The sequence below is a fragment of the Streptomyces sp. NPDC048270 genome (genome assembly GCF_040652335.1).
Taxonomy (GTDB): domain Bacteria; phylum Actinomycetota; class Actinomycetes; order Streptomycetales; family Streptomycetaceae; genus Streptomyces.
In genome coordinates this window covers 1-8,061 of sequence record NZ_JBEZLV010000087.1, presented here as the reverse complement: position 1 = coordinate 8,061, position 8,061 = coordinate 1, and the positions used below count along the sequence as shown (strand labels likewise).

At 73.8% G+C, this 8,061-nt stretch carries 7 protein-coding genes; 1 reads left to right on the top strand and 6 read right to left on the bottom strand.

Going from position 1 to position 8,061, the window contains the following annotated elements:
- Nucleotides 1-113: 113 nt before the first annotated feature.
- The 4 genes from fxsA to AB0D66_RS33710 form a co-directional block, all read right to left on the bottom strand.
- Nucleotides 114-695: an FxsA family membrane protein gene (fxsA, locus tag AB0D66_RS33725; RefSeq protein ID WP_362310984.1), complete on the bottom strand. Its 582-nt coding sequence runs from the start codon at nucleotides 693-695 to the stop codon at nucleotides 114-116.
- Between the two features lie 123 nt (nucleotides 696-818).
- Nucleotides 819-1,628: a polyprenol monophosphomannose synthase gene (locus AB0D66_RS33720; RefSeq protein WP_362310983.1), complete on the bottom strand. Its 810-nt coding sequence runs from the start codon at nucleotides 1,626-1,628 to the stop codon at nucleotides 819-821.
- 329 nt (nucleotides 1,629-1,957) lie between these two features.
- Entirely contained in the window at nucleotides 1,958-3,586 is a 1,629-nt protein-coding gene (locus AB0D66_RS33715) for an amidohydrolase (RefSeq protein WP_362310982.1), read from the bottom strand.
- 79 nt (nucleotides 3,587-3,665) lie between these two features.
- A complete protein-coding gene (locus tag AB0D66_RS33710; RefSeq protein ID WP_030011705.1) occupies nucleotides 3,666-4,106 on the bottom strand; it encodes an Lrp/AsnC family transcriptional regulator in 441 nt (146 codons plus the stop codon).
- A 217-nt stretch (nucleotides 4,107-4,323) separates the two neighbouring features.
- Between AB0D66_RS33710 and AB0D66_RS33705 the strand changes: the two genes are divergently transcribed.
- Complete coding sequence (locus tag AB0D66_RS33705; protein WP_362310981.1) at nucleotides 4,324-4,788, top strand: hypothetical protein; 465 nt, start codon at nucleotides 4,324-4,326, stop codon at nucleotides 4,786-4,788.
- Between the two features lie 42 nt (nucleotides 4,789-4,830).
- Here AB0D66_RS33705 and AB0D66_RS33700 read toward each other — a convergent pair whose 3' ends face one another.
- Nucleotides 4,831-5,922, bottom strand: a complete 1,092-nt coding sequence (locus AB0D66_RS33700) for a phosphotransferase family protein (protein WP_362310980.1) — start codon at nucleotides 5,920-5,922, stop codon at nucleotides 4,831-4,833.
- Between the two features lie 160 nt (nucleotides 5,923-6,082).
- Nucleotides 6,083-7,219 carry a hypothetical protein gene (locus tag AB0D66_RS33695; protein WP_362310979.1) on the bottom strand — a complete coding sequence of 379 codons (1,137 nt, stop codon included), beginning with the start codon at nucleotides 7,217-7,219 and terminating at the stop codon, nucleotides 6,083-6,085.
- Nucleotides 7,220-8,061 lie beyond the last annotated feature (842 nt).

The following is an 8,061-nucleotide window of genomic DNA, read 5'->3' as shown; positions in this document are numbered from 1 at the left end:
CCCGCCCCCGCCCTCACACACCAACCGCCCGGGGCCCCCCCCCCCCCGGGGGGGGCGGGGCCCCTCGGCTGTTGCGCGCTCGGCGGGTCCGGGAGGACCCGCTCCCGGTGTCCTTACGGGGCGATCGGCGGGCGGTGGCCCGAGTCCGGCCCCGGGTGCCGCGCGGGCCCGTCCTCGCGGATGACCTCGCCCTGCACGACCTTCCCGTCGGGGTGGCGGATACGGGCCTGCTGGAAGGCGTCGCCGAAGGTGCCGGCGGGCGCCGCGGCCATCTTCCGCTCCAGCGAACGGGTCGCCCGACGGCTGATCCACGCCCGGACGGGAGGCAGCAGGCAGAGCAGGCCCGCCACATCGGACAGCAGGCCCGGCATGATCAGGAGCAGGCCCGCCAGCATGGTCAGGCCGTTGCCCTGGCCGGGCTGCTGCGGAGCGGGCGCCACACCCTGCTGCGCCTGCTGGAAGGTGTCGGTCAGGTTCTTGAAGGCACGGCGCCCCGCGCGCTTGATGACCACCACGCCCAGGACCATCCCGCCCGCGAGCAGCGCGGCCACGGCCAGCCCGCCGGCCGCGCCCGCGACCAGGCCGAGCAGCCAGATCTCCAGGATCAGCCAGGCGGCGAGCGCCAGGGGAAGGAACGTACGGGCAGGTGTGCGCCGCGGCCGGGGGGCCGTCGAAGGGGGAACGCCGGTCGTCATACCCACCAGTGTGCCTGGGCCCGCGTAAAAGCAGCCTCAGCCGGAGGTACCGGACATCCCTTAGGGGGCCCGCCGGGCCGGCCGGGCCCTGCCGGTCAGCCCCTGCCGGTCAGCCGCCGCCGGTCAGGCCTTGCCCGCGTCCTTGGCGCCGCCCTTGCCCCCGGACGGCGCGGCCCTGCCGGGGAGCAGCTTGGCCGCCTGGGCCTTGAGGCCCCACTGGGTGACCCGCCACAGGGCCTCCACCACGATGTCCTTGCTCATCTTGCTGTCGCCGAACTCGCGCTCGACGAAGGTGATCGGCACCTCCACGACGCGGAAACCCTTCTGCACGGCCCGCCGGGCCAGGTCGACCTGGAAGCAGTAGCCCGCGGAGGCCACCTCGTCCAGCCCCAGGCCCTCCAGGGTCTCGCGGCGGAAGGCGCGGTAGCCGCCGGTCACGTCGCGGATCGGGACGTCCAGCATCAGCCGGGAGTACGTCGAACCGCCGCGCGAGAGGATCTCGCGGCTCTTGGGCCAGTTCACGACCCGGCCGCCCGGCACCCAGCGGGAGCCCAGCACCAGGTCGGCGCCCGCCAGCGCGGTGAGCAGGCGCGGCAGCTCCTCCGGCTGGTGCGAGCCGTCGGCGTCCATCTCGACGATCACGCCGTAGCCGGCGTCCAGACCCCAGACGAAACCCGCCAGGTAGGCGGCGCCGAGGCCCTCCTTGCCCTTGCGGTGCAGGACGTGCACGTGGTCGTCGCCGGCCGCCAGCTCGTCGGCGAGCTTCCCGGTGCCGTCGGGGCTGTTGTCGTCCGCGACCAGGATGTGGGCCTCGGGCACCGCCGCGCGGACGCGGCCGACGATCAGCCCGATGTTCTCCGCCTCGTTGTAGGTCGGAATGATCACCAAGGCCGTACCGAGCGGTCCGTAGGTCCGCTGTCCGCCGTCGCTCACTGAGTCCCCTTTTGTGCTCGTGCACGTCCTGTAGGTCTGGTCGCAGTCAATGACTTTAGAACAGTGATCGGGGCCCGCGGTCCTTCGGGCCGGTCGGACTCCCGCTGGCTGCGGGCCGCCGTGACCGTTGTCTACTGGACCGCCGGGCCCCGAACTGGGGCCACCCTCCCCCAACTGCCGCTGGGGGCGCCCCCACCGGCGAAACCTTCCCTCGCCCCCGAGGCGCGGGCGCGCTGAGCAGACGGATCCGTCCGGCACGGACGTCCTGTGGTGGACCCGGCCGAACCTATCCGGGTCCGGGCGCCCGCACCGAACCGAGGCCCACCGGATCACCCCTGTGGGCGTACGAATACCTCCCGCCCGCCGACCACCGTCGCCAGGCATACCGGCAGCTCCCCGCCGGGGGTCAGATCGGGCAGTCCGGGGGTGCCGGAACGGGGGTCGGTGGACCAGCGGGCGACCCGGTCATCGGGGGCCTGGACCACCAGTTCCCCGGTCTGCCAGACGGCGTAGTCGGCAGGCGCGCCCGGGACCAGGACCCCCGCGTCGTCGCGGCCCAGCGCCCGCCAGCCGCCCCGGGTGTGGGCGGTGAAGGCCGCCCGGACGGAGATGCGGTGCTCAGGGGTCCGGTGGAAGGCGGCCGCCCGCACGGTCCCCCACGGGTCGAGCGGGGTGACCGGCGCGTCCGAACCGAAGGCCAGCGGGACACCGGCCTTGAGCAGGGCCGCGTACGGGTTCAGGGTGCGGGCCCGCTCCGCCCCGAGCCGGTCGGCGTACATGCCGTCCTCGCCGCCCCAGGCGGCGTCGAAGGCGGGCTGCACCGACGCGGTCAGGCCCAGCTCCGCGAAAGCGGCGATGGTCGCGGGGGTCATCATCTCGGCGTGCTCCACCCGGTGCCGGGCCGCGCGGACCCGGGCCAGGCCGACCTTCTCCGCGGCGGCCCGCACCCCCTCCACGACCGCGCTGACCGCGGCGTCGCCGATGGCGTGGAACCCGGCCTGCAGGCCCGCCTCGGTGCACGCCGCGACGTGCCCGGCGACCGCGCGCGCGTCCAGATAGCCGGTGCCGGTGTGCGGTGCGTCCGCGTACGGGGCGTGCAGGCACGCGGTGTGCGAGCCCAGGGCGCCGTCGACGAACAGGTCCCCGGCCGCCCCGACCGCGCCGAGCGCCCTGGCCCGGTCCAGGTCCGTGTCGGCCCAGTACCCGAAGACGCGCGGCCCGGGCCGCCGCGCCGCCAGCGCCAGCAGGTCCGTGAAGTCCTCGGCCGAGGAGATGCCGGGCCCGCCGCACTCGTGCACGGAGCCGATGCCGAGCGAGGCCGCCCGGTCCAGGGCGGCCCGCTGCGCCTCGGCGCGCTGGGCGGGGGTGACGGCCGCCAGCGCGGCGGCGCGCACGGCGTGGTGGGCGTCGCGGGTCAGCGGCTCGTCCCCCTCGGGGGTCACGCCCGGGACGAGGTCCAGCAGGGCGGTGGTGACCACCGCGGAGTGCACGTCGATCCGGCTGAGGTAGAGCGGGCGGCCCCCGGCGGCCCCGTCGAGCTCGGCACGGCGCGGGGCCCGCCGCTCGGGCCAGCGCGCGGCGTCCCAGCCGTGCCCGAGGAGCACCCGGTCGGCGGGACGGCTCTCGGCGTACGCGCGTACCAGGTCCAGCGCGGCGCGGAGGGAGGGCGCGGCCGAGAGGTCCAGCCCGGTGAGCGCGAGGCCGGCGGAGGTGGTGTGGACGTGGGCGTCGGTGAAGGCGGGCGTCACCAGCGCCCCGCCGAGGTCGACGACCTCGTCCACGCCCTGCGCGAAGGCGTCGGCCGCGCCCTCGGAGCCGACCCAGGCGATGTGACCGCGCTCGACCACCATCGCCGTGGCGAAGGGGTCCGCGGGGCTGTGTACCTCGCCCCCGCGGAGGAGGACGGTCCTGGTCGGTGCTCCGGCGGCGTCGGCGGAGTGGGCGGTGCGGTCAGTCATGCGCACCAGTCTCGCGCGTCGCCCGGCCCCGCCCGACCGCCGGGGTCCGGCCGGGCCCCCGCCCGGCGCCTCAGGTCCGCTAGACGCGGGGCGGGCGGGCCTCGTACGGAGTGGACAGAACCACCGTCGTGCGCGTCGAGACGTGTGCGAGGGCGCGCAGGCGGCCCAGCAGGTCCTCCAGCTCCAGAGGGGTCGCGACGCGGACCTTCAGGATGTAGTTCTCGTCGCCCGCGACGCTGTGGCAGGCCTCGATCTCGGGAACGCCGGCCAGCCGGTCGGCGATGTCGTCCGGGGCGCTCGGGTCGAACGGCTTGACCGAGATGAAGGCCGTCAGCGGCAGCCCGACGGCCTCGGGGTCGACCACGGCCGCGTAGCCGCGGATCACACCGCGCTGCTCCAGCCGGCGTACTCGCTGATGGACCGCCGACGTGGACAGTCCGGTGGCCTTGCCCAGATCCGTGTAGCTCATCCGCCCGTCCCGCACGAGCAGATCCACGATCTGGCGGTCCAGCTCCTCCATTGCGCTCATAGCCGCTCAACCTAAGGCCCAACGCCTCTCCAGGCACAGTGCTGTCCGCCCACTGGAGGCATCTGCGCCGGGCATGTGACCAAGGCCACAACCGGATGCGGGCGTACGGCGGGCTGTTGTGGTTACTCGTGCCGCGCGACGGGAAGTGCTTGCTGTGGCCGAGGCCGAAGAACGAGCCCGCCCGGCCCACCCAAGGGGGAGTACATCCATGCTGAACACCAAGCGCGCCGGTCGCACCGAACCGGAGCCCCTGGCACCTCTCGATCCGGGGGAGGAGGCCGCCTACGACGACGACGGCGAATACCTCGACGACCACGAGGCCTTCGACATCCACCACGCCGTGTGCCCCGACTGCGGCCAGTCCATCGCCCTCGTCGCCGACGAGGAGCACCTGCCGCAGCACGCCATCTGCCTGACCTCGTGGAACCCCTTCGGGCTCACGGTGTGCGCGGGCACCGGGCGGCCCGTGGGCGACGCACTGCCCACCGTCGGGATGATCCCGCAGCCGGCGGCGCCGCAGGAGCTGGAGCCCGTCGTGATGCTGAGCCTGCCCCAGGGACTCGACTGGCGGACGCAGCCCTTCTCGCACGTCGGCGGTCCGGGCTCGCGTCCGGTGCGCACGCCGAGCCCGCTGCTCCCGCAGACGCGCCGCGAGCACGCACAGGCGGCCTGACCGGCCCGACCCGGCGCCGCGCCGGGTCGCCTGCCGGATTCCCTACCAGTACGTTCCCTGCACCATGGCGGCCAGGCTGGCGTGGTGCAGGATCAGGCCGTCCGGGTCCGCGGGGATCTCGACCTCGCCGAAGTGCGCCTGCCGGTAGGCGATGCGCAGCATCACGATCCCGTGCCGCAGGGCCGCGTAGAGCGTGTGGAACTCCATGTCGCGCGGGGTGTGCCCGGTGAGTTCCGCGTAGCGGCGCTCCAGGTCCTCGCGGCGCAGGAAGTCCGGCAGTCCGGGCTGGCCGAAGCCGACGGTGAGGTCCTGGAAGAACCGGTGGAGGTAGACACTCCACCCGAGGTCCACCTCGCGCGGGGCGTACGCCGCCATCTCCCAGTCCAGGACGGCCACGGGCGTGAAGCCGTCGTAGATGACGTTGCCGATGCGGGCGTCCCCCCAGTTGAGGACCGCCGGGCCCTCGTCCTGCGGCCACAGCTCCTCGAGGCGGGCGAACGCCCGCTCGATCAGCGGGGACGGGGCGAGTCCGCCCACCACCCAGGCGTAGTAGGCGCGTTGGGCGTCCACATGACGGCGCAGCGGACTGCCGACGCCCTCGGGCAGCAGGAACTCGGCCTCCTTGGCCGGGAACTGGTCGTGCAGGCGGGCCAGCAGGGCGATGCTCGCCTCCTGGAGCGCGGCGCGCTCGGCGTCGGTGGCGGCGTGCAGCCAGTTGCCCTCGTAGGTGTAGGGCATGACGTCGGGCGGGACCCGCCCTTCGGCGCGGGCCATCACGAAGAACGGCGCCCCGAGCGGCCCCGGGTCCTCCTCCAGCCACTGCACGCGCGGGACGGGCAGGTCCGTGTGCTCGGCGACCAGGCTCATCACGCGGTGCTGGCGGGGCATGTCGTAGGTGGGGAAGACGGTGTAGGCGGCGGGGTCGGCGGCGAGTCTCAGCGCGCAGGCGCGCAGCGGGGTGTCGGGATGGTCTATGTCGAAGAGCAGGGTCTCGCTGGACATGCCGTTGGAGCCGGGGACGGAGACGTTGGTGACCTTCGCGCCGGGGAGCCTGGTGTCCAGCCAGGCGGCGAGCCGCCGGCCGAGCTCCTCGGGTTCCCGGGTGGAGGTGCGGGGACGCGGTGCGGTGGCCATGGGTGAGCCCCTTTCCTGCGGGTCCGACGGGGGGTGGCTGTCCGGGCGGGCGTCGTGCGTCGGTGTCGGTGCGGTGACGGTGACGGTGCGGTGCGGTGACGGTCACGGTCACGGTCACGGTCACGGTCACGGTGTCAGTGTCGGTGTCGGTGTCGGTGCCCTAGGGCGCGACGGAGGAGTAGTCGGCGAAGCCGCTCGGGTCGTGGCGGCCGAAGCTGCCGTGCTCGAAGATGCCGTGGCCGACCTGTCCGTCGAGGGTGAAGCGGGCCGAGTGGTCGGTGACGCCGAAGGCGGCCATGGGGTGGGCGGTGGGGTCGGAGAGGTCGTAGACGCGACGGTCGGTCCAGCCCCGGCCCTGCCAGGTGCCGTGCTGCCAGTCGGCGGCGGGCGGGTAGCCGGCGCCGACGGCGAGCGGGGAGGAGTTGAGTATCTCGACGCCGAGTTCCATCGGCTTGCGGCCGGCGGGGTCGGTGAGGTGGACCACCGCGCCCTCGGGGTGGCGGGTGCCGGGCCGGTAGCGGATCTCGGTGTGCGGCCAGCCCAGTTGTACGTCGTGGCGGCCGCTGTCCTCGGGGAACACCTGGAGGGCTTCGCTCAGGGTGCGGTGTCCGTCGGCGTCCTCCTGGGCGATGACCATGAGGAACCGGTCCTCGAAGCGGACGGGGATCCAGAGCCAGTGGAAGCCCTCGGGGCGGTACTCCTCGGCGGCCCGGCCGCCGTCCTCCCCGGGGATGGGGCGCACCCCCCAGCTGCGGTCGCGGGTTCCTGTCCACTCCCCCGGTGCCAGGGTGAACTCCTCGCCCCCGGCCCGGATCGTGCCGGTGACGCTGCCGGCCTGGACGAAGCGGCGGCCTTCCAGCATGAGCCGGTCGCCGCGGCGCTGGATGTGGTGGGGCTCCCAGACGGCGGGGAACTCGGCGGTCCAGGTGACGTCGTACGAGAGCCCGTCCGGGTCGTCCGGGTCGGCGGCGCAACGCAGGGTCAGCTGCCGCAGCGGTACGTCGACGGTGACCGACAGCGGCCCCACGGAGAGGTTCATCCGGTCGTCGGTGAGGGCGTCGGAGGCGCGGACGGCGAGGAGTTCGTCCCCCACGCGGAGGGTGGCGTAGGCGTCGATGACCCCTGCGTTGGGGTAGACCCCGAGGCCGAGGATCAGGACGGCGCGGCCGGCGTGGTCGAAGACGTGGAAGATGCACCGGTCGTAGGCGTTGCGGTCCCCGCTGACGAGGTGCTTCATCGACAGCGGTGCCTGGTGGATGGGGTACTCGTCGAGGGCGACGGGGCGATCGGCGGGCATGGGGGACCTCCGGGGGGGGGTGGGGTGGGTTGGGGTGGTTGGGGTGGAGGTGGGGGTGGGAGCGGGGCAGGGGCGGGCTGATTTGACGGTACGTCAGATTTCAGGCCCACGGCCAGACTTCTGGCACAACCTGACAGGGCGGCATGGTTGGACGGGGAGGCCGGGGCGTCGGGGGCTGCGAGAGCCTGATTCCCGCTGATGCCGATCAGGGAGGGTTTGGGGGTTTCCCGCCAGTCCCACTGTCCTTCCGTGCCGGGCCGCCCTGTCAAGGGCGCTCCTTCGTCGCGTCGCTTCGCGATGGCCTTCGGCCACCCTTGACAGGCCGTCCCGTCCCGGAAAGACAAGGACTGACGGGAAGCCCCCAAAAGAACGGTCCACTGGGGACAGACACCGACCTATGGGCATCAGGGATCGGCCCCTAGCCGACCGGGGGCGGGCGCACCCCCACACGGGCCGATAGACAGGCCATTCGGGGCCGGGGGCCGCCCAACCCGCACCAAACAGCGGCGAGAAGCCCATCAGGAGCGGTGAGACGCGTCAGATCGCTACGCGCTTCTCATCTCTCAGCGTCAGACGGCCGTCTGGGGCTGGACATAGGCCGCCACGGATCGCTACGCGGCTGAGGTGATCTGGCGGCGATCCACCCGCCATGGGCTGCTCAAAAGCCGCCGCAGACAGCGAATTGGGAACAGCCGGTGGGCGCCTGCGGGCAGCCGGAGTGAGAGAGCAACGTGGCGGGCGATGGACCGGGGGGACGGGACTGCCCGCTGCCGCGTGAGGGAGACGTCCGTCGCGACCGTGGGCGGCCTATGTCCAGCCCCAGACGGCCGCAGGACGCCGAG